This is a genomic window from Burkholderia sp. AU32262 (assembly GCF_020419985.1).
GTDB classification, from domain to species: domain Bacteria; phylum Pseudomonadota; class Gammaproteobacteria; order Burkholderiales; family Burkholderiaceae; genus Burkholderia; species Burkholderia semiarida.
The window spans coordinates 213146-232819 of the sequence record NZ_JAIZRS010000003.1 but is presented as its reverse complement, the minus strand read 5'-3'; the positions used below and the strand labels follow the sequence as shown (position 1 = coordinate 232819).

Genomic DNA, 19674 nt, shown 5'->3' with positions numbered 1-19674 from the left:
CCGCGCCCCGCGCGCCGTTCCCGACGCTCTTGACCCGGCCTCGCCGGGCCACCCCCGCGGAGACTGACATGGCGATCTACGGTATCGGTACCGACATCGCGCAAGTGAGCCGCGTCGCGGCCGTGCTCGAGCGCACGGGCGGCCGGTTTGCCGAGAAGGTGCTCGGCCCCGACGAGCTACGCGTGTTCCACGCCCGGCGCGCGCGCTCCGAGGCGCGCGGCATCGCGTTTCTCGCGACGCGCTTCTCCGCGAAGGAAGCATTCTCGAAGGCGATCGGGCTCGGCATGCACTGGCCGATGACGTGGCGCGCACTGCAGACGCTCAATCATCCGAGCGGCGAGCCGTACGTGGTCGCATCGGGCGAGCTGGCCGACTGGCTGGCCGCGCGCGGCATCACGGCGCGCGTGACGGTCAGCGACGAACGCGACTACGCGGTGTCGTTCGTGATCGCCGAGACGGACGCTGAAACGGCCGCCGCGCGTGCCCCAGCACCTGTTTCCCGAACCTCCTCCTGACGGAATTCCCGATTCGTTGACGTCATCCACCGCCTAAAGGCGGTGGGACTCCCACACCTGGCGATGCACGTCCGCATCGGAGAATGTTCAGCGCAGCGTTGGTATCTCGATCATGCACGACACCACAGCCACTGCAGGCCCACTCTCTTATTCTCAGTCCCGCGTTACCTTTCGGCCGCGCCGTGCTGTCTTGCGACCCGCACGCCGAACAGGACCGGGTGGAACCGCTTTCGTTGATTTCCTCGAACGTAGCAGTCCGTTGAGCGACTTCACCCGGTAGCTGGAGACAAGGATCATGCAGGTGATCCTAACCCGTGGAAGAAGCTGCCTGTCAATAGCACCCCTTTCCTTCCCGCCATCAATGGCGGAGTTTCTCGGAGCAAATTCTGATGAAAACGACTCCCGGCCCGGTCATGCTCGACGTCGTCGGCACGGCCTTGTCGCGCGACGATGCGCGGCGCCTCGCGCATCCGAATACCGGCGGCGTGATCCTGTTCGCGCGGCACTTCCAGAATCGTGCGCAGCTGACCGCGCTGACCGACTCGATCCGCGCGGTGCGCGAAGACATCCTGATCGCCGTCGATCACGAAGGCGGGCGCGTGCAGCGGTTCCGCACCGACGGCTTTACCGTGCTGCCCGCCATGCGCCGCCTCGGCGAACTGTGGGATCGCGACGTACTGCTCGCGACGAAGGTCGCGACTGCCGTCGGCTACATCCTGGCCGCCGAACTGCGCGCATGCGGGATCGACATGAGCTTCACGCCGGTGCTCGACCTCGACTACGGGCACTCGAAGGTGATCGGCGATCGGGCGTTCCATCGCGACCCGCGCGTCGTCACGCTGCTCGCGAAGAGCCTGAATCACGGGCTGTCGCTCGCGGGCATGGCGAACTGCGGCAAGCATTTCCCGGGGCACGGCTTCGCGGAAGCCGATTCGCACGTCGCGCTGCCGACCGACGACCGCACGCTCGACGCGATCCTCGAACAGGACGTCGCGCCGTACGACTGGCTCGGGCTGTCGCTGGCCGCGGTGATTCCGGCGCACGTGATCTACACGCAGGTCGACAAGCGGCCGGCCGGGTTCTCGCGCGTGTGGCTGCAGGACATCTTGCGCGGCAGGCTCGGCTTCACGGGCGCGATCTTCAGCGACGACCTGTCGATGGAGGCCGCCCGCGAAGGCGGCACGCTCACGCAAGCAGCCGACGCCGCGCTCGCCGCCGGTTGCGACATGGTGCTCGTCTGTAACCAGCCGGACGCGGCCGAGGTCGTGCTGAACGGACTGAAGGCGCGGGCCTCGGCCGAATCGGTGCGGCGCCTCAAGCGGATGCGCGCGCGCGGCAAGGCGCTCAAGTGGGACAAGCTGATCGCGCAACCCGAGTATCGGCAGGCGCGGGCGCTGTTGAACAGCGCGCTCGCGTAAGCGGGCAGGGATGGCGCGAGTCGCGCCGTTCCGGTCTCCCCGAACGAAAGGCCGCGCAGTCGCGCGGCTTTTTTACGCGTTGCGACAGCCCTGAGTCGGGCAGTCGCCGGAGCGGACTTTGATGCAACTAACGGTCAAACTCGACCAGCGCCCGCATGCAGGGGCGCGTCCGCTCAGTTCACCTTCATCCGTTGCAGCTTGTTGTACAGCGTCTTCGGGCTGATGCCGAGCAGCGTCGCCGCGCGGTGGCGCGTACCGCCGACCGCGTCGAGCGTTGCCCGGATCAGCAGATCCTCGACGTCGGACAGCGGCGTGCCGACCTTGATCTGCACGCTGCTGCCGTTCAGTGCGGCGCCAGCGGAGAAGCTGGCCTCGCCGGCGCGCAGCGTCTCGATGAAGTCGCCTGATGCGTCGTACGCGAAGCGCACGCGTTCCCGCAACTCGCGCACGTTGCCCGGCCATTCGTAGGACAGGCATTCGCGCACGAAGCCCGGCGCCGCGCGCTTGTCGGTCGTGCTGCGGCCGGTCGCGCGCGCTTCGCGGTTCAGTTCGTCGATCTGCGCATCCGCGATCGCGAGTGCGTCGCCGTCGCGTTCGCGCAGCGGCGGCATCGTGATCGACGCCGCGTCGAGGCGCAGCCACAGATCCTCGCGCAGCGTGCCGTTCGCCACCGCTTCGCGCGCCGGGCGGCGCGTGGCCGCGATCAGCCGGAAATCGCTGGTGATCGAGCTCGTGCCGCCGATTCGCATGAAGTTCTGCGAATCGAGCGCGTGCAGCAGCGCTTCCTGCAGCACGAGCGGCAGTGCGGTGATTTCGTCGAGGAACAGCGTGCCGCCGCCGGCCTGTTCGAACAGGCCGGATTCGCGGCGCTCGGCGCCGTCGAACGCGCCGCGTTCGTGGCCGAACAGCACGCTGTCGAGCGAGGCGCCGTGCCGGCCGGCCTGCGCGAGCATGCGGCAGTCGAACGACACGAACGGCCCTTTACGGCGCCGGCTCAGCTCGTGCAGCGTGCGCGCGGCCAGCTTCTTGCCGGTACCGGCCTCGCCGGAGAACAGCACGGCCGTTTCGGTGTGGGCGTTGTGCTCGATCATGTCGTACACGTGCTGCATCGCGTCGCTGCGGCCGACCAGCGCGCCGAAGCGGCCGAGATGGCGCAGCGACGCACGCAACGATTGCACTTCGTCGATCAGCTCGTACGGGCGGGGAATCCGTGCGAGCAGGCTGCGCAGGCGCGGAATGTTGATCGGCTTGAGCAGGTAGTCCCAGATGCCGTGGCGCAAGCCCTCGATGGCGCTCTCGACCGTCGCGTTGCCCGTCAGCACGATCACCGGCAGCGAGCCGTTCGGCTGTTGCTGCGGCAGGTGCTGGAGCAGGTCGAACCCGCTGCCGTCCGGCAGGTTCAGGTCGACGAGCACGACGTCGGGAATCGAGCGGCCGAGCGCCGTGCGCGCTTCGGCGAGCGACGTGGCCGTGTCGACCGAGAAGCCGTCCGCGGCGAGCAGCGCGGTGAGGCCTGACAGGCTGTTGGGATCGTCTTCGACAATCAGGGCGTGTGGCATGGTGGACGCGAGTCGAGTCAAGAGAGGCGGGCTGTCGGCCAGCGGACCGCAGCCGCATGTCGGATTAAAGATTGATTTTATGCCCCACCGAACGCGTCACGCGCATTATTTCTCCGGCGCTATAAAACAGTTACCGATGATACAAATTGAATATCTTTACCGGTGGCTTTTGTGCTGCGCATGGTTGCTGCCTGCGGCAGCTGTTGGCGCCAGACAAACAAAAAGCGCCCCGAAGGGCGCTTTGTTCGACGCGGATATCGCTGGCGCTTATGCGCGGCTGCGGTATTCGTTCGTGCGCGTATCGATTTCGATCTTGTCGCCGGTGTTGCAGAACAGCGGCACTTGCAGTTCGAAGCCGGTCGCGAGCTTCGCGTTCTTCAGCACCTTGCCCGACGACGTGTCGCCCTTGACGGCCGGTTCCGTGTAGGTGATTTCGCGAACGAGGATCGTCGGCAGTTCGACCGAGATCGCCTTCTCGTTGTAGAACACGACTTCGCAAGCCATGCCGTCTTCGAGGTAGTTCAGCGCTTCGCCCATCATTTCGGCTTCGACTTCGTACTGGTTGTAGTCGGCGTCCATGAACACGTACATCGGGTCGGCGAAGTACGAGTACGTCACTTCCTTGCGGTCGAGCACGACGACGTCGAACTTGTCGTCGGCCTTGTAGACCGATTCCTGGCCCGCGTTCGTCAGCAGGTTCTTCATCTTCATCTTGACGACGGCGGCGTTACGGCCCGACTTGTTGTATTCCGTCTTTGCGATGACCCAGGCATCGTTGCCGATCTGCACGACGTTGCCTACGCGGAGTTCCTGTGCGGTTTTCATAAAAAAACTGTCCTGATCAAATCAAATAAATAAGTGCCTGAGCGGTGCACAACGGGTGAGGCGCCAAGCAGATGCGTTCCGGTGGGCGCCTAAAGCTCAAACGCGAGCGCTTGCGTGGCCAGCCGTCGGATAACCGCTTATTTTAACTGAGATTTTGCGTATTCCGCCAGCTTTCCGGCGAGATCGCCAACGGCCGCGAGCGCGTCGGCCCAGCGGGCCGCATTGGCGTCCAGTGCGGCGCGGTGTTGCCAGAAATCGGCCCAGTCCGGTGTGCCCGCGCCGTTCCACGCGTGCCAGAACCGCTCGAGCGCCGTGCGGGGCGCATCGGCGAGGCCGGCCGACAGGTGCGCGAGCGCGGCATCGAGCTTCGGCAGGTGCACGTCGTCGGCCTGCGGGTAGATGTGCCACACGAACGGCTTGCGCGCCCATTGCGCGCGGACGAACGAATCCTCGCCGCGCACGAAATTCAGATCGGCGACCCACAGCAGCGGATCGTAGTCGGCCTGCGGAACGAACGCGAGCCCATGGGCGGTCAGGTTGCCGCTACGAGCGAGCGCGCCGGCGCCGAACGATTCGGCCCCGAAAAAACGCGCGACGGCGGGCGACAGGCGCCCGGCCGGCACGAGCGCGACCACCGGCGACGGGCCGTCGCGCCACTGCGCGAGCAGTGCATCGACGGCGGGATTCTCGTAGGCGAACAGGCTGACGACCGTCGTGCCGGGCGCCGGCGGCGCGCCGCCGGTCGCGCGCCGCCACCACGCGGCGCGGGCTGCCGGATCGGCGTCGAAGGCCGTGCGGCGCGCGTCGAGGTCGCGCTCCTTCGGCACGCCGCCGGTGCCCGCCGACAGGCCCGGGAAGAAGAACGTCTTCAGCAGCGGGTAGCGCGGATGCGGCGACGGCCGCAAATGGAAATCGGCGACCCAGTCCTCGGCGCTCAGGTATTCGAGGTTGATCCACACGGGGCGCCGCGCGCGCCGCGCCATCGCCGCGAGATAGGGAGCGGGCAGCTCGCACGCGAACGCCTCGATCACGACATCGGCGATGTCCAGCGCGTCGCCGACGTCCGCATGCCAGTGCTCGATCACGGTCGCGTCGACCGTCTGCCGCGCGGCGTCGGGATCGACCTGCGGCAGCAGGCGCGCGAACGTGTGCAGGTCGTCGACGAACAGGCGAACCTGCCAGCCGTGCTCGTGCGCGAGCTGGCGCGCGACGCGCCAGCACACGCCGATGTCGCCGAAGTTGTCGATCACCGTGCAGAAGAGGTCGCAGGCGATCGGTTCGCCCGGCGCGAGCGGGACGGTGCGGAGGGGGATGGCGGTGGGGCGTGGCATCGAAGCGGGCCGGTGAATGCTCTAAACTGGCGATTCTAATAGACCCGTTCCGCGTTACAAGGCGCCCGGATCACGCATGACATCCCCAGAAGCCTCCGATACTCCGTTCGAACCGAAGAAGATCCTTGCGCAGTTGCCGCACATGCCGGGTGTCTATCGCTATTACGACACGGCGGGCGCCGTCCTCTACGTCGGCAAGGCGCGCGACCTGAAAAAGCGCGTGTCGAGTTATTTCACGAAGACGCAGCTGTCGCCGCGCATCGCGATGATGGTCACGCGCATCGCGCGCATCGAGACGACCGTCACGCGCTCGGAAGCCGAGGCGCTGCTGCTCGAGAACAATCTCATCAAGGCGCTCGCGCCGCGTTACAACATCCTGTTTCGCGACGACAAGTCGTATCCGTACCTGAAGCTCACCGCGCACCGCTTTCCGCGGATGGCCTACTACCGCGGCTCGGTCGACAAGCAGAACCAGTATTTCGGGCCGTTCCCGAGCGCGTGGGCCGTGCGCGAGAGCATCCAGATCCTGCAGCGCGTGTTCCAGTTGCGCACCTGCGAGGATTCGGTCTTCAACAACCGCACGCGGCCGTGCCTGCTGCATCAGATCGGGCGGTGCACGGCGCCGTGCGTCGGCGCGATCTCCGACGAGGATTACGCGGTCGACGTGTCGAACGCCGCGCGGTTTCTGCTCGGCCGGCAGTCCGAAGTGATGAAGGAACTCGAGCAGAAAATGCACGCGTTCGCGGCCGAGCTGAAATTCGAGCAGGCGGCGGCCGTGCGCAACCAGATGAGCTCGCTCGCGACCGTGCTGCACCAGCAGGCGATCGAGGTCGGCAGCGACAGCGACGTCGACATCCTGGCGGTCGTCGCGCAGGGCGGACGCGTGTGCGTGAACCTGGCGATGGTGCGCGGCGGCCGGCATCTCGGCGACAAGGCGTATTTCCCGACGCACGTCGAAAGCGCGCTGACGCTCGCCGAAGGCGGGCTCGGTGAAGAGGCCGAGCCGGCGGAGGCGATCGACGCGCCGGCCGATGCAGTGCCCGACCAGCCCGCGCAAGAGGCCGGCGGCGCGCGTGCCACGGCGGCGGCCTCGGTCGAGGCCGAGGTGCTCGATGCGTTCATCGCGCAGCACTATCTTGGCAACCGCGTGCCGCCGGTGCTCGTCGTCAGCCATGCGCCCGCGAGCCGCGACCTGCTCGAGCTGCTGTCCGAGCAGGCCGGCCACAAGGTGTCGCTGGTGCGGCAGCCGCAGGGGCAGCGGCGCGCGTGGCTGTCGATGGCCGAGCAGAACGCACAGATCGCGCTCATGCGGCTGCTGTCCGAACAAGGGTCGCAGCAGGCGCGCACACGCGCGCTCGCGGAGACGCTCGGCTACGACAGCGACGATCTCGCGACGCTGCGGATCGAATGCTTCGACATCAGCCACACGATGGGCGAGGCGACGCAGGCGTCGTGCGTCGTCTATCACCATCACAAGATGCAGTCGAGCGAGTACCGCCGCTACAACATCACGGGCATCACGCCGGGCGACGATTACGCAGCGATGCGGCAGGTGCTCACGCGCCGCTACGAGAAGATGGTCGAGCAGGCCGCGCAGGCGGCCGCCGCCGACGAAGCGGCCGGCATCGACGGCGAGTCGACGCGCCAGGCAGAGGCGTCGAGCCTGCTGCCGAACATCGTGCTGATCGACGGCGGCAAGGGCCAGGTCGAGATCGCGCGTCAGGTGTTCACCGAGCTTGGGCTCGATACGTCGATGCTGGTCGGCGTCGCGAAAGGCGAGGGGCGCAAGGTCGGCCTCGAGACGCTGGTGTTCGCGGACGGCCGCGCGCCGCTCGAGCTCGGCAAGGAGAGCGCCGCGCTGATGCTCGTCGCGCAGATCCGCGACGAGGCGCACCGCTTCGCGATCACCGGCATGCGGGCGAAGCGGGCGAAGGCGCGCCAGACGTCGCGGCTGGAGGAGCTCGAGGGCGTCGGCGCGAAGCGCCGGCAGCGGTTGCTCGCGCGCTTCGGCGGGTTGCGCGGCGTGGTGGCCGCGAGTGTCGAGGAACTGGCGAGCGTCGAAGGCATTTCGCACGCGCTCGCCGAGCAGATCTACAAGCAGCTTCACTGACGCGGCCGTGCGGCCGGCGGCGTTGCCAGCGTTCTTGTGGCAGGCCGGTCGACACGGCACAATTGCGAATCCTTTACTGTCCCGCATGCCATGCCGTTCAATTTCCCGATTTTCCTGACGTGGGTACGGATCGTGCTGATTCCGCTCGTCGTCGGCGTGTTCTATCTGCCGGACACGGTGATGGGCGGCGCGCACCGCAATCTCGCGGCGGCGGCGATCTTCATCCTCGCCGCGCTGACCGACTGGTTCGACGGCTTCCTCGCCCGCAAGTGGAACCAGACGTCGTCGTTCGGCGCATTTCTCGACCCGGTGGCGGACAAGCTGATGGTGACGGCCGCGCTGCTGATCCTCGTGCAGATTTCGCGGGTCGACGCGGCGATCGCGCTCGTGATCGTCGGTCGCGAGATCGCGATTTCGGCGCTGCGCGAATGGATGGCGCAGATCGGCGCGTCGAAGAGCGTCGCGGTGAACCAGCTCGGCAAGTTCAAGACCGCGTGCCAGATGGTCGCGATTCCGATGCTGCTGTTCTACGGGCCGGTGCCGCTCGGCGTCGTGACGATCGATACGCGCGTGTGGGGCGAGTGGCTGATGTATCTCGCGGCGGTGCTGACGATCTGGTCGATGCTGTACTACATGAAGCTCGCATGGCCGCAGATTCGCGAGCGCGGCGGCGCGTGACCCGCGTCGCCTCTGCGCGTCTGCCTCCGCGCAGTCTCGGTGGCAGCGGTTTTTGTAAAAAGGGCTGGAAAAGCCCTTGACATACGAATGTGCCTTCGACATAATCTCGCTTCTCCGCTGCACGACGAAGTGAATGTGTGACGGGGAAGCAGTAGTGCAGCAATACGCGGGAGTAGCTCAGTTGGTAGAGCGCAACCTTGCCAAGGTTGAGGTCGCGAGTTCGAGACTCGTCTCCCGCTCCAGATTTTTTCTGGCAGCGCGTGGTACGGCGAAGCGCTGCAGATGCAGGACACATGCGGGAGTAGCTCAGTTGGTAGAGCGCAACCTTGCCAAGGTTGAGGTCGCGAGTTCGAGACTCGTCTCCCGCTCCAAGTCATGGGAAGCCACGCTTCCCTTTTTATTTGATGGACTTCCGGTCCTCGAATAAAAATCTGTCGCTTGCCTCACGGCATCCGGACAGTCCGCTTTTGGCGCGATAGCAAAGCGGTTATGCAGCGGCCTGCAAAGCCGTTTAGGCCGGTTCGACTCCGGCTCGCGCCTCCAAGTAGAACGAGATAAAGCCCTGATTCGTCAGGGCTTTTCTTTTTTCTGCGGCGCTCTCGTTCTTCAAACACGCGTAACCACGCCTAAGTCGGCTCTTTGGCCGTATAGGCGAGTACACATCTGCGTATAGCGACGACGCGAGCGCGACTCTCCGGAACGTGGGAATACATCATGCGACGTTCGAAACTCCTCCCAAGGCCACTTTCCCTGACGTTTCAATCCGAGGAAGAGGGCGATGCGTATGTCGCTCGTCTTGAGCATCTGCTCGTTGCTGGCATTGTGCCAGCCGACGTAGTGCAGCAACGCGAAGCGATCGCGACGACACTGGATCTGGTGCGGGAATACCTGCGCAAGCGCGGATCGGTTCCGTCTCTTCGCAATACCGCGCCGCGTCTGCTTCGAAACACTCTCTTTGCGGCGCCATCAAATGTGCTGGTGCACTATCTTGACTCTATGCCCAAGAACCTTGCCCAGTTCGACCGCGAGGCGTGGAGCGATCAGCCAATTGGTAAAGCCGAAGCCAAGATTGCCAAATGCCCAGTCGAGCTCAAGGAAAGTCCAGTCGATGATGCGTGCCGAGCGCCGGCATGTAGGGCAGGCCAGTGTGTCGTCAGCTTCGTTCGAGAACCACGCGCCGACGGCGTCACTCCACGGCACGTCACCGAGTGAATGAGACCGACCGCAGTGAGGACAACGCACATCGTGAGGTCCCGGGCCGGAATGAAATACCGTTCGATCCGTCTTTAGCTCGACACCGCACCACACATTCCCCATGCTAATTTGCTCTGACCAAGCAGCAGCTTTCGAGCCGGGACGATAGAGGTCGCCACCACCCAGCGCATTTGCGCTTTCGGGCACGGATTGCATGATGGAATTCTCGACAAGCCATGAAATCCCTCGATCTACGAGAATCGGCACTTCATCAAGACTTGCTTCGACATCAACGACCCAAACAATATTGTCACTCATAGCGAACGTAGTGCATCCTGCTTACAGATCTGCGAATGTCGGCAGAAGATCCTGGTCGACGAGCCGAATTTCGATACGGTTGGCAACCTCGACGTATTCGGAGTTATCCACTGAAAAAGCGGCATCCGGGACGCTCACAATGATCGTCCCAGTCTGCAGCCGACCAGCTTCGGGAACGGGAATCAATTCGCGTGCTTCCGGGACTTGCTGGGCCGTGATGACCTTCGGAAGATATAGCATCCAGCCAACGCCCGGCTTGTGTCCGACGCCGGCAACGGGCTTTCCATCAATGGTCGAGGTCGCGCTGCCCTCCAGCACGCGGCCGCCATGCGTCGTCGTATCGCCGACGCAGATCATGGCTCTGGCCATATGTTCTCTCGTAGGTTTGGTTTTCGTATGAATTTACCATTTCCGGGGGAACGTCTGATCGTTGGCCACCTCGCGCTCAGTCAACTATTGTCAATCGAAGCGAGCGCCGTCGATCATGCGGCGGAGCTGGTCAAGCGCGAACGGATCGGGATAGCCGTTCTTCTTCAGCTCCAGCTCGGCCGCGCAGACCATTTTTTCCATGAGCCGCAGCGCTCGGCGGACATGCACCACTGACCTGCCGTGGATTTTTGGGCCTCGCGTGCGAGCCAGTCTGTCTGCGAAGTGCTTGACGGAGCGAGGCAATCGCATCGGGCGAGAGGATCGTCATGGTGCAGGCGAAAAGTTACTTTGGCGGCTCGCGTCGGCCCAGATCTTCTCTCGCGAAGTTCGCATTTCAGCCAAGAACCGCCATTGAAAGATAGAATTTGAGCAGCCGTACTATTTCGTTTGCGGACATTCGTGCTGAACGTGTAGGTGGCCGCTGCAGGGGCGAGTGGGCGACTTCCCCTACATCGGTACGAGCAACCTTTCCGCTAAACTCTGCGGACTAACATCTCACAAAGACGGACGCACATGGCAGGGGCCCACAAGATTACACCTTCAAACCCACGACTCTCGTCGCCGCTCGCCTTGGTCAACCAGATGATCGCGGATATGTCGCGTCAACGCTCGTTGCTTGTGCGCGCGACAGTCGGGATATTGCTTGTCGCCAGCGTGTTTTCAGGGTGTGCGCCCCTATCGGCGTCTGCGCCGATGGATCCTCAACAACGATCTGCCGCAGAGCAGCGGAATGCAAATGCGTTGTATAGCCAGAAAGTGTTGGCATATAAGCCGATGTTTGAGAATCCTGGCGGCTATGGTCGAGCGCAGATACTGGAAGCGTACGAGGCAGTGCTGCAGCAGTACTCCGCCGCAGCAATCGCTTATGCCCGCACCATTTATCCCGAGGCTCGACAGACGCTTCCACCTTCCCTGCAGCCATTGCCGACGCCGTCGGGGCCGGTCACGCTGGCGGTTGTCAATCGCGACTACGAACATGTGCTCGGAATGGACGCTGCTTTGTGGGAGATGAATATGGCGGCAAAGTTCGGGCGACCATCCAAGTTGCCGATACCGAAATACACCGGCCCTGTGCTCATCATGCCGCCTGCGCCACCGTTACCGCCCCTGCAGGATGTTCGCGATCCAAAGTTCGCGCGGCTCGTGACCATGACGAAGAAACTCGACGATGCGCAGAAGGCCGATCTGGCACGAGAGCAAGCCGCGATCGAGCAACAGTATGCCGATCAAGCCGCGTGGAGGGCTCGACACCCCACGGGGCAGTATGACCACATCGACCCGAGGACCGGACTACCGTATGCGCCTCCGCAACAGGAGACGCAGCGATGGTGCATGATGGGCGGTGGCCGGGTGCCTTGCTGAAACAGATCTGTTGGCGGTGTGCGCTTCCCAAATCGTCCATTGGGTTGATCTGGAGTACTCGCCGGTAGTAGACGTCCCATTCTAGGGGGCTGCGCCGATCATTCGCAAAGTGGCTAATTTGAGTGGCTAATCAACGTAGATCATTGAATTTGCAAGTTTCGCCACGGCCTGCAAAGCCGTTTAGGCCGGTTCGACTCCGGCTCGCGCCTCCAAGTAAGAAAAGAAAAAGCCCTGAGAAATCAGGGCTTTTTCTTTTTGTGCGCCGAGCATGGGCGCCCGCCTGCGGGTGCTAGTCCCGACATAACTGATCACCGCAAATACAGCGAAGCGAAACTGCACGAGGGTGGAAGCGTGGTGCAATGATGCGCTGATCGGCATGTGTCGCCGCACGGGCCGGCTGACCGTGGCGGGCCTCACATATTCTGTCGGGAACATGGTTTCCTCATATTATTTAATAATCTCGGAAGAGCGGGCCACCGGTACTGTTTTGTCGGCGCTTCACGTTCGATAGACTCTAGCCGTTTCCGGTTTTCGGTCAGTTTGGCGCTGCACCCGTCAATGCGTCGAGCCGATCCTGTATGCGCACTCACGCCCGGTGCGGGCGTGCACAATGAGCAGCGAGGAGATTCATGCAACCCCGGACGGCAGCCCCTTATTTCGTTGTGGCAGTCGGTGTCGTGATCGCATGCGCGCTGATGGGCCTGTGCGTGCTGCAACTGTTCCAAAGCCGTCACGACGCACTGGAGCGGGCCAGCGAAACCTCGCGCAATCTCGGCCTGATGGCCGAGCGCGACATCGAGCGCAACTTCGAACTCTACGATCTGTCCTTGCAGGCGCTGATCCATGGTCTGCAACGTCCCGACGTGATGGCAGCGGCGCCCGCGCTGCGGCGGGGCGTGTTGTTCGATCATGCAATGACGGCGCAATTCATCGGATCCCAACTGGTGCTCGATGCCGACGGAAACATCATTCTGGATTCGGCCAACGACGTGCCGCGCAAGGGCAATTTTGCCGATCGCAAGTACTTCACCGTCCATCGCGACAACCCGAACGTGGGGCTCTATGTCAGCGACCCATTCGCGTCGCGCTTGCGCGCCGGCATGCTCAGCATTGCGCTGTCGCGGCGCATATCGAATCCGGATGGCTCGTTTGCCGGTATCGCGCTGATCGCGATCAACCTCGAATATTTCCACAAGCTGTTCGCCGGATTGTCATTGGGACAACATGGCTCGATATCGCTGATCGGCAAGGACGGCATCATGATCATGCGGCAGCCGTACGACGTCCGGACCATCGGGCGCGATCTCGGCAAAGCCGCAACCTTTCAGCGCTTCCAGCGCGCACCCGATGGCTCGTTCTCGGAAACGTCGTCGATCGACGGCGTGCGCCGTCTCTACTACTTCAAGAATTTTCCGAATCTGCCACTGATCATCATGGTCGCAGAAGCGGAGCAGGACATTTATGCCGCGTGGCGCCGCCGCGCCACGACGATCGGTCTACTCGTCGCGACATTCGGCGCAGCCTTCATTGCGCTATCCGTATTTCTCAGCGCGCAGCTGCGGCGTCGGATGCGCGCTGAATCCGAGCTCGAACTGCTGGCTCGCACCGACGGGCTCACCGGCCTCAACAATCGCCGCACCTTTGGCGAGGTTCTGGACCGGGAGTGGCGCCGTGCGCGGCGAGCCCATTCCGTTTTCTCGTTGCTGTTCGTCGATGTCGATCGTTTCAAGGCCTACAACGATACCTATGGCCACCAGGCGGGCGACGATGCGCTGGCTGCAGTCGCGCGCTGCATCGGCGACAACATTCGCCGACCGATCGATACAGCGGCTCGCTACGGCGGAGAGGAATTCGTCGTGCTGCTGCCTGACACACCAGAGACGGGGGCAGCCCAGACTGCTGAACGAATACGCGCGGCGATCAACGAACTGGCGCTCGAGCACGCGGGAAGCGAATACGGGCGCGTGACCGCCAGTATCGGGTTGGCGAGTTGGGTGCCGGATCAGGACGGCGAGCCTGGAGCGATCATCAAGGCGGCCGACGAGGCGTTGTATTACGCGAAGGCAACCGGTCGGAACAAGGTTTCCAGCTTTCAGTCGTCGGTTTGACGGTGGCCCACCCGCGGAGGATTGTCGAAGTTATTTTCGTTTCGGGCCGTCGGTGACTCCGCGAAGACTTGTCATTTACGGACGAGAAAAGTCCCGCGGGGCACTTCCTTTGCCGCGTCGCGGTGGGTGCGACGGCCGCCACGCGAGGCGAGATCACCCGTCCACCGGCTGTGCCGGTGTCTCGAGCTTCAACTGATAGAACGCCGCATCGAGCCAGCGGCCGAACTTGAATCCCGCTTCCGCGATCGTGCCTGCGTGCACGAACCCCAGCTTCGTATGCAGTGCGATGCTGCCGGCATTGGCCGCGTCGATGCAGCCCACCAGCACGTGCACCTGCGCTTCGCGTGCACGCCGGACCACTTCGCGCAGCAGCAGTTCGCCGAGCCCGCGACCGCGCTGGTCATGGCGCACGTAGACGCTGTGTTCAACCGTGTACTTGAACGCCGGAAATGCGCGGAACGTGCCCCAGCTCGCGAAGCCGAGCAGCGTGCCCGCCGCGTCGACGGCGCCGATGACCGGAAAGCCGCCCGCGCGCTTCGTCGCGAACCACGCGACCATCGCTTCCGGCGGGCGCGGCCGGTAGTCGTACAGCGCGGTCGAGTTCAGGATCGCGTCGTTCAGGATCTCGAGGATGGCCGCCGCGTGGTCGGCCTCGCTGCAATCGATCAGGCGCACGTCGTCGCGCGGTGTCGGGGAATTCATGCGGGTTCCTTCCTGTTGGCTTTAAACCGCTTGCGCACGTGATGCACGCATCATGCGCTCCGCACGGCGGCGGATGCATCGCAGATCGCGACGACATAGCGCGCGGCATGCGACGACGGATTGCTGAAGATCAGCGGCTGGTCGAGCCGCATGGCCAGACAGTCGCCTTCGTGAAGTTCGTGAAGCGTGTCGCCGAACGTGACGTCGACGCGGCCGCTGATGATCCACACCTGCTGATGCAGCGCGCTTTCGCGCCCGCCGCTGTCGTACGCGACGCGCGCGCCGGGCGGGAAATCGACCTCGACGAGCTGGATCGGCGACGGCCAGCCGGCCGGCGACAGGTTGCGCCGCACATAGCCGGACGCCGGATCGCGCCATTCGACCTGCTGCGCGCGCCGTGCGAGCGGCTGGGCGGGCGCATCGTTCCGGTCGCCGCCGAACAGCCCGGCCAGCGATACGCCGAGGCCGGCCGCGAGCTTGTCGAGCACGACGGCGGTCGGGCTGGCCGATGCGCGTTCGATGAGCGAGATCATCGAACGGCTGACGCCGGAGCGCGCGGCCAGCGCGTCGAGCGTGTAGCCTCGAACGGTGCGCAGATCGCGCACGCGCCGGGCAATGCGTTCGTTGATGCCGGTATCGTCGGCTGCGGTGATCGCAGATTCTTGCATGATGGATTGATTTTCCAGCAAACTGGAATTCGATGTCAACGGCATTCGCCGCGGCTCGTCGAGCGAGGCGGGAGTCGAATGGCTTGCCCGGGCGTCGCGTGCGGCGTAATATACGAAACAGCTACGTTTCGTTTAATTGGGGATATATGGGCATCATCAAGATTTCCGAGCACATGCATGAACGGCTGCGCTCGACGAGCACGGCGCTGAGCCGGTCGATCAACGCGCAGGCCGAACACTGGCTGCGCGTCGGGATGCTGGCGGAACTCAACCCGGCGCTGTCCTACGGCGACATCTGCAAGATGTTGATCGAAGCCGAGGCGCGGGGCGGCGACGCGAGGGCGGCGGAACCGGTCGCGCATCACATCGAGCAGGTGGCGTAATGGCGAAGCGAGAAATCCCGATCCGCGGCGCCGCGGAAATCGCGAAATCGCGCGAAGCCGCGAAGCTCGCGTCGCAGGTGCTGACGATGATCACCGAGCATGTGAAGCCGGGCGTCACCACCGACGAGCTGGACGCGCGCTGTCGCGAGTACATCGTCGACGAGCTGGGCGCGATCCCCGCGAACATCGGCTACCACGGCTATCCGAAGACGCTGTGCACGTCGGTGAACCACGTGGTCTGTCATGGCATTCCGACGTCGCGGCCGATGCGCGACGGCGACATCGTGAACCTCGACATCGCGGTGATCAAGGACGGCTGGTTCGGCGACACGAGCCGCATGTATTTCGTCGGCGAACCGAACGAACTCGCGCGGCGGCTCGTTGCGGCGACCTACGAGGCGATGCATGCCGGCATCCGCGCGGTGCGTCCGGGCGCGACGCTTGGCGACGTCGGCTACGCGATCCAGCAGGTCGCACATCGCGAAGGGTTCAGCGTGGTGCGCGAGTATTGCGGGCACGGCATCGGCGACGTCTATCACGACGAGCCGCAGGTGCTGCACTACGGCCGCCCGGGCACCGGCGTACCGCTGCGGCCGGGGATGATCTTCACGATCGAGCCGATGCTCAACGCGGGCAAGCGCGATACGCGCGTGCTGGCCGACGGCTGGACGGTCGTCACGAAGGACCATTCGCTGTCCGCGCAGTGGGAGCACATGGTCGTGGTGACGGAAACGGGCTTCGAGGTGCTGACCGAGGATGCGACGCCGCAGGCGTTCGCCGCGTCTTCCGGCGCGCACGCAGCCTGACGCGGCCTGATGCGGCCAGCGCGCCGCATCCGGCGGCGCGGCGTTGCAATGAAACGGGCCCCTTCGCGGGGCCCGTGTCGTTCGCGGCGGCCGGCGCCGCCGCGCAGCGACGGTCAACCGCGCGCCTTCCGCCACGCGTGTTCGACGAACACGCGGCACAGCGCTTCCATTCCTTTGCGGTCTTCGTCGTCGAAGCGCGCGGCGACCGGGCTGTCGACATCCCATACGCCGATCAGCGTACCGTCGCCCGCCACCAGCGGCACGACGATTTCCGATTCCGACGCCGCATCGCACGCGATATGGCCGGGGAAGTCGTGCACGTCGCGCACGACCTGCGTCTCGCGGGTTTGCGCGGCCGTGCCGCACACGCCCTTGCCGAGGGCGATTCGCACGCACGCGGGCTTGCCCTGGAACGGCCCGACCACGAGCTCGGTGCCGTCGAAGAAGTAGAAGCCGGCCCAGTTCAGGCGATCGAGCGAGTGATAGACAAGCGCGGAGAAATTCGCCGCATTGGCGGTCAGGTCGCGTTCGGATTCGACGAGCGCGCGGGCCTGCTCGACGAGCGTCGCGTATTGATCGGCCTTGGAGGCGGTGGGGTCGTTGGACAGCGTGAACATGGCGGGAAAGCGATAGGGGTTGTCAAAAGGCGCACTGACGGCGCACTGCGCGTACCGCAGTCTACGGCACGCGCGGGCGGTCTGCAGCGCACGATGTGGTGGGACGCGGTGCGCTCAGTCGGGTTCGAGCTCGGCGAACCGCTCCGCCAGAAAGTCGAGCAGCGCTCGGACCGCGGGCAGCAGCCCGCGACGCGATGCGAACACCGCGTGCACGATCTCGCGGCGCGGCGCCCAGTCGGGCAGGACGGTCGTCAGTTCGCCGCGTGCGACTTCGTCGCGCACCATCATCGTCGGCAGCTGCACGATGCCGACGCCTGCGACGGCCGCCGCGCGCAGCGCGAGCATGCCGCCCGTGACGAGGCGCGGCTGGTGATGGATTTCCGCCTGCGCGCCGTCGGGCCTGCGCAGCCGCCACACGTGGGTGGACTGCGGCACGCCGTGATCGAGGCTCGGCAGGCGCGCGAGATCGGCGGGAACGGCCGGCACGCCGTGCTCGCGCAGCAGCGCGGGGCTCGCGACGAGACACTGGCCGCGCTCGGCGAGCACGCGCAGCGCGAGATCGCTGTCCTCGAGCGGCGGCGGACGCACGCGGATCGCGACGTCGATCCCTTCGCCGACCACGTCGACGCGCCGGTTGGTCGCTTCGAGATGGATCTCGACGCGCGGGCAGGCGGCCATGAACGCGGCGATCATCGTGCCGACCAGCGAATCGAGCAGCACGATCGGGCAACTGACGCGCACGATGCCGCGCGGCTCCTCGTGCAGCAGCGCGATCGCCTCGTCGGCGGCGTCGGCCTCGACGAGCATCGCGCGGCAATGCGCGTAATAGGTCTGGCCGACGTCGGTGACCGTGAAGCGGCGCGTCGAACGCTGGATCAGCCGCATGCCGAGCCGCGCCTCGAGCAGCGCGATGCGGCGGCTCAGCTTCGATTTCGGCATGTCCAGCGCGCGTCCGGCCGGCGCGAAGCCGCCGTGTTCGACGACCTGCACGAAGTAGTAGAGATCGTTGAGATCCCGCGCTTTATCGTTCATGAAATGGAACGCTGAGTGCGATTTCGGCAGTCTACCGGATGGATCGTTCCATCTCTATATTGTTATTCAAGATGCGAAACACGGGTTTCGCCGCAATATGGAGAAGGGCAATGAAGAAGATCCAGGGTGTCTACAGTGCGCCGCGCGGCCATTGGGTCGGCGACGGTTTCCCGGTGCGTTCGATGTTCAGCTACCAGTCTCACGGCGCGCATCTGAGCCCGTTCCTGCTGCTCGACTACGCCGGGCCCGCGAACTTCGAGCCGGCTTCGGCGCCGCGCGGGGTCGGCCAGCACCCGCACCGCGGCTTCGAAACGGTGACGATCGTCTACGACGGCGAAGTCGCGCACCGCGACTCGACCGGCGCGGGCGGCACGATCGGCCCGGGCGACGTGCAGTGGATGACGGCCGCGAGCGGGATCCTGCACGAGGAATTCCACTCGGAGGCGTTCACGAAGCGGGGCGGCCCGCTCGAGATGGTGCAGCTGTGGGTGAACCTGCCCGCCGCGGACAAGATGGGCGCGCCGGGCTACCAGACGCTGCTGAACGCCGATATCCCGGTGGTCGAGCTGCCGGAAGGCGCCGGGCGGGCGCGGATCATCGCCGGCGAACTCGACGGGCGGCGCGGCCCGGCCCGCACGCATACGCCGATCGACGTGTGGGACGTGCGGCTCGTGGCGGGCGGCCACGCGCGGTTCCCGATCGCCGAAGGGCGGACGCTCGCGGTAGTCGTGCTGAGCGGCACCGTGCAGGTGAACGGCGAGACGGTGGCGCGCGAAGCGCAGTTCGTGCAACTCGGCCGCGACGGCCGAGACGTCGAGATCGAGGCGAACGGCGACGCGAAGCTGCTGATCCTGAGCGGCGAGCCGATCGACGAGCCGGTCGTCGGTTACGGCCCGTTCGTGATGAACTCGCAAGCGGAGATTCGCACCGCGATCGAGGACTTCAACAACGGCCGCTTCGGTCGGATGCCGGCATGACGGCATGACGGCATGACGGGCAGGCCCCGCGCGATGCGGGGCTTTTTTTCGCGTGCGGGCAGGCAGTCGCGCGGGATACGCGCTTCGGGGCATAATCGACGGTTGCCGCGCGCCGGCCGGCGCGCCCGAATCAGGACCCCACATGAACGCATCCGCACCCGCCGCACTTCCGAGCACCGCCGATCTCGACTGGCGCTGGAAACCCTTCGACGCGCTGACGGCGCGCGAAATCTATTCGATCCTCGAAGCGCGCAGCGCCGTCTTCGTCGTCGAACAGAACTGCGTGTATCGCGACATCGACGATGCGGATCAGGCCGCGTGGCATCTGGCGGCCTTCGATCCGGCCGGCCGCCTGGCCGGTTATCTGCGCGTGCTGCTGCCCGACGCGCAGCACACCGACGTGCGCATCGGCCGCGTGCTGACGACCGCCGCGTTTCGCGGCGCGGGCCTCGGCAACGGGCTGCTGTCGCGCGCGCTCGAGCATATCCGTGCGCAGTGGCCGGAAACGCCGGTGAGCCTGCATGCGCAGGCCCACTTGCAGCGTTTCTACGGGGCATTCGGCTTCACGCCGAGTTCGGACGTGCACGACGAGGACGGCATTCCGCACGTGTGGATGCGCAGCGCGCGCGCGTGACGCGCGCC

General features: G+C 65.1%; 19 protein-coding genes, 3 tRNA genes and 3 pseudogenes. 14 read left to right on the top strand and 11 right to left on the bottom strand.

The genetic code is table 11. The features are described 5' to 3' along the window. Positions 1 to 68: 68 nt before the first annotated feature. Positions 69 to 515 carry a holo-ACP synthase gene (gene acpS / locus LGN10_RS04580; RefSeq protein WP_059573999.1) on the top strand — a complete coding sequence of 149 codons (447 nt, stop codon included), beginning with the start codon at positions 69 to 71 and terminating at the stop codon, positions 513 to 515. 22 nt (positions 516 to 537) lie between these two features. Here acpS and LGN10_RS04575 read toward each other — a convergent pair. After that, positions 538 to 768 (bottom strand): annotated as a pseudogene (locus LGN10_RS04575) (zinc ribbon domain-containing protein); the annotation flags it as partial. Between the two features lie 136 nt (positions 769 to 904). Here LGN10_RS04575 and nagZ point away from each other — a divergent pair. After that, complete coding sequence (gene nagZ, locus LGN10_RS04570; RefSeq protein ID WP_059573998.1) at positions 905 to 1933, top strand: beta-N-acetylhexosaminidase; 1029 nt, start codon at positions 905 to 907, stop codon at positions 1931 to 1933. Positions 1934 to 2106: 173 nt separating this feature from the next. Here nagZ and LGN10_RS04565 read toward each other — a convergent pair whose 3' ends face one another. From LGN10_RS04565 to earP, 3 genes are all read right to left on the bottom strand, one after another. Continuing rightward, entirely contained in the window at positions 2107 to 3492 is a 1386-nt protein-coding gene (locus LGN10_RS04565) for a sigma-54-dependent transcriptional regulator (RefSeq protein ID WP_059573997.1), read from the bottom strand. A gap of 267 nt (positions 3493 to 3759) precedes the next feature. After that, positions 3760 to 4317, bottom strand: coding sequence for an elongation factor P (gene efp, locus LGN10_RS04560; protein ID WP_059573996.1), 558 nt, complete (start codon positions 4315 to 4317; stop codon positions 3760 to 3762). Between the two features lie 137 nt (positions 4318 to 4454). Beyond that, entirely contained in the window at positions 4455 to 5648 is a 1194-nt protein-coding gene (gene earP / locus LGN10_RS04555; RefSeq protein WP_226221990.1) for an elongation factor P maturation arginine rhamnosyltransferase EarP, read from the bottom strand. 76 nt (positions 5649 to 5724) lie between these two features. On the opposite strand from earP, the gene uvrC reads away from it, so the two are divergent. The 6 genes from uvrC (at position 5725) to LGN10_RS04525 (ending at position 9648) form a co-directional block, all read left to right on the top strand. Next, complete coding sequence (uvrC, locus tag LGN10_RS04550; RefSeq protein ID WP_226221987.1) at positions 5725 to 7758, top strand: excinuclease ABC subunit UvrC; 2034 nt, start codon at positions 5725 to 5727, stop codon at positions 7756 to 7758. Between the two features lie 90 nt (positions 7759 to 7848). After that, on the top strand, positions 7849 to 8436 hold the full coding sequence (pgsA, locus tag LGN10_RS04545) for a CDP-diacylglycerol--glycerol-3-phosphate 3-phosphatidyltransferase (protein ID WP_226221985.1): 588 nt from the start codon (positions 7849 to 7851) through the stop codon (positions 8434 to 8436). A 166-nt stretch (positions 8437 to 8602) separates the two neighbouring features. Beyond that, positions 8603 to 8678 (top strand) — tRNA-Gly (locus tag LGN10_RS04540). A 53-nt stretch (positions 8679 to 8731) separates the two neighbouring features. Further along, a tRNA-Gly gene (locus tag LGN10_RS04535) sits at positions 8732 to 8807 on the top strand. 98 nt (positions 8808 to 8905) lie between these two features. After that, a tRNA-Cys gene (locus LGN10_RS04530) sits at positions 8906 to 8979 on the top strand. Between the two features lie 171 nt (positions 8980 to 9150). Next, positions 9151 to 9648, top strand: a complete 498-nt coding sequence (locus LGN10_RS04525; protein ID WP_196485781.1) for a hypothetical protein — start codon at positions 9151 to 9153, stop codon at positions 9646 to 9648. Positions 9649 to 9969: 321 nt separating this feature from the next. Here LGN10_RS04525 and LGN10_RS04520 read toward each other — a convergent pair. Further along, positions 9970 to 10206: pseudogene (locus tag LGN10_RS04520) on the bottom strand (hypothetical protein); the annotation flags it as partial. Between the two features lie 9 nt (positions 10207 to 10215). Then, a pseudogene (locus tag LGN10_RS33465) lies at positions 10216 to 10305 on the bottom strand (PAAR domain-containing protein); the annotation flags it as partial. A 765-nt stretch (positions 10306 to 11070) separates the two neighbouring features. Between LGN10_RS33465 and LGN10_RS04515 the strand changes: the two are divergent. Next, positions 11071 to 11739: a hypothetical protein gene (locus LGN10_RS04515; RefSeq protein ID WP_179231716.1), complete on the top strand. Its 669-nt coding sequence runs from the start codon at positions 11071 to 11073 to the stop codon at positions 11737 to 11739. Positions 11740 to 11919: 180 nt separating this feature from the next. Here LGN10_RS04515 and LGN10_RS04510 read toward each other — a convergent pair whose 3' ends face one another. Next, on the bottom strand, positions 11920 to 12174 hold the full coding sequence (locus LGN10_RS04510) for a hypothetical protein (protein WP_059573992.1): 255 nt from the start codon (positions 12172 to 12174) through the stop codon (positions 11920 to 11922). 194 nt (positions 12175 to 12368) lie between these two features. On the opposite strand from LGN10_RS04510, the gene LGN10_RS04505 reads away from it, so the two are divergent. Then, positions 12369 to 13847 carry a sensor domain-containing diguanylate cyclase gene (locus LGN10_RS04505; protein ID WP_226221984.1) on the top strand — a complete coding sequence of 493 codons (1479 nt, stop codon included), beginning with the start codon at positions 12369 to 12371 and terminating at the stop codon, positions 13845 to 13847. Positions 13848 to 14000: 153 nt separating this feature from the next. On the opposite strand, the gene LGN10_RS04500 is transcribed toward LGN10_RS04505, so the two are convergent. Further along, complete coding sequence (locus LGN10_RS04500; RefSeq protein ID WP_059638291.1) at positions 14001 to 14549, bottom strand: GNAT family N-acetyltransferase; 549 nt, start codon at positions 14547 to 14549, stop codon at positions 14001 to 14003. Between the two features lie 50 nt (positions 14550 to 14599). Further along, positions 14600 to 15217, bottom strand: a complete 618-nt coding sequence (locus LGN10_RS04495; RefSeq protein ID WP_099316209.1) for a helix-turn-helix domain-containing protein — start codon at positions 15215 to 15217, stop codon at positions 14600 to 14602. A 146-nt stretch (positions 15218 to 15363) separates the two neighbouring features. Between LGN10_RS04495 and LGN10_RS04490 the strand changes: the two genes are divergently transcribed. Both LGN10_RS04490 and map read left to right on the top strand, forming a co-directional pair. After that, positions 15364 to 15600, top strand: a complete 237-nt coding sequence (locus LGN10_RS04490) for a ParD-like family protein (RefSeq protein WP_059573988.1) — start codon at positions 15364 to 15366, stop codon at positions 15598 to 15600. Then, entirely contained in the window at positions 15600 to 16406 is an 807-nt protein-coding gene (gene map, locus LGN10_RS04485; protein WP_059573987.1) for a type I methionyl aminopeptidase, read from the top strand. The genes LGN10_RS04490 and map overlap by 1 nt, the downstream gene beginning before the upstream one ends. 113 nt (positions 16407 to 16519) lie before the next feature. Here map and LGN10_RS04480 read toward each other — a convergent pair whose 3' ends face one another. Both LGN10_RS04480 and LGN10_RS04475 read right to left on the bottom strand, forming a co-directional pair. Then, positions 16520 to 17023, bottom strand: a complete 504-nt coding sequence (locus LGN10_RS04480) for a GAF domain-containing protein (protein WP_059573986.1) — start codon at positions 17021 to 17023, stop codon at positions 16520 to 16522. Between the two features lie 114 nt (positions 17024 to 17137). Next, a complete protein-coding gene (locus LGN10_RS04475; protein ID WP_226221982.1) occupies positions 17138 to 18055 on the bottom strand; it encodes a LysR family transcriptional regulator in 918 nt (305 codons plus the stop codon). A gap of 110 nt (positions 18056 to 18165) precedes the next feature. Here LGN10_RS04475 and LGN10_RS04470 point away from each other — a divergent pair, with 110 nt between their 5' ends. Further along, a complete protein-coding gene (locus tag LGN10_RS04470; protein ID WP_059638301.1) occupies positions 18166 to 19032 on the top strand; it encodes a pirin family protein in 867 nt (288 codons plus the stop codon). Between the two features lie 142 nt (positions 19033 to 19174). Next, on the top strand, positions 19175 to 19666 hold the full coding sequence (locus LGN10_RS04465; protein WP_059638303.1) for a GNAT family N-acetyltransferase: 492 nt from the start codon (positions 19175 to 19177) through the stop codon (positions 19664 to 19666). Positions 19667 to 19674 lie beyond the last annotated feature (8 nt).